Below are 1,169 nucleotides of genomic sequence, written 5' to 3'. Positions count from 1 at the left end.
GTCTTTGGCTATGACCATAGAGTCGTCTTCGGTCGCAAATATGGTGGGCTTGACGTAATAACCTTTGCGGTCAGCACGTTCGCCACCGGTAACCAGGCGGGCACCTTCCTGGCGGCCCGTCTCAATGTAGCGACAGACCCGGTCTAGCTGAACCCTGGACACGAGTGGTCCCATTTGCGCAGCTGGATCCAGGCCAGGCCCCAGGGGGATTGCCTCTGCTAACTCGGCGAGCCGATCCAGGACCTTGTCAGAAATGCTTCGGTGAACGTAAAGTCGCGAGCCGGCACTGCAGGTTTGTCCATGGTTGAAAAAGATTGCTGCCGCTGCCCCTTGCGCAGCCTTCTCCGGATCACAGTCAGCCAGGACAATCATTGGAGACTTGCCCCCCAGCTCTAAGGTAACTCGCGCCATATTATCCATCGCAGCACGGCCTATGATCTGACCCACCTCAGTGGATCCCGTAAAACTAATCTTGTTGATGTCAGGATGAGTTATCAGTGCCGACCCAGTGCTCTGGCCCTCGCCAGTAATGATATTGACAACCCCGTCAGGAAAATTTGCCTCTCCGATCAGCTCGCCCAGATAGAGGGCAGAAAGGGAAGTTTGTTCCGCAGGCTTCAACACAACCGTGCAACCCGCTGCAAGTGCCGGAGCCAGCTTCCAGCAGGCCATCAGAAAAGGAAAGTTCCACGGTATGATTGCGGCAACAACACCGACGGGTTCGCGTCGGGTATATGCAGAAAAGTCAGAGTCAGCCGGGGCAAAGGGCATGGACACATCAAGAGTCGAGCCCTCAATTTTTGTTGCCCACCCGGCCATGTAGCGAAAGAATTCCAGACCCAGGCTTATGTCAACAGCTTCGGCAATAGCAGCAGACTTGCCGTTGTCGATAGCTTCCAGCTCAGCAATGATTCTGGCATCTCGCTCAATCAGATCTGCAAGTTTGAGAAGCATGTTCTGACGGGCGGAGGGTCTCATTCGGCCCCAGTCATCACCATTGAACGCACTTTTTGCACAGCTAACGGCCTTGTTAACGTCATCAGGATGTGCAAGGGGTATGCTTCCTATAACCGTTTCTTCAGCTGGGTTTTCTACCTCTATACGTTTGTTTTCCAGAGCATCAACCCATTGTCCGCCTATCAGCATACGGTGATTTTGACGAGCCAGGA

General features: G+C 53.9%; 1 protein-coding gene. It reads right to left on the bottom strand.

The annotated features are described in order from the left end of the window. Positions 1–1,169: aldehyde dehydrogenase family protein (locus AC5JQH_RS21385; protein WP_493805991.1), on the bottom strand; the 1,169-nt coding region annotated here is incomplete at both ends.

It is taken from the genome of Marinobacter sp. H13 (assembly GCF_059072335.1).
Note: the sequence above shows the minus strand (reverse complement) of the source record. Positions and strands in the feature narration are given on the sequence as shown.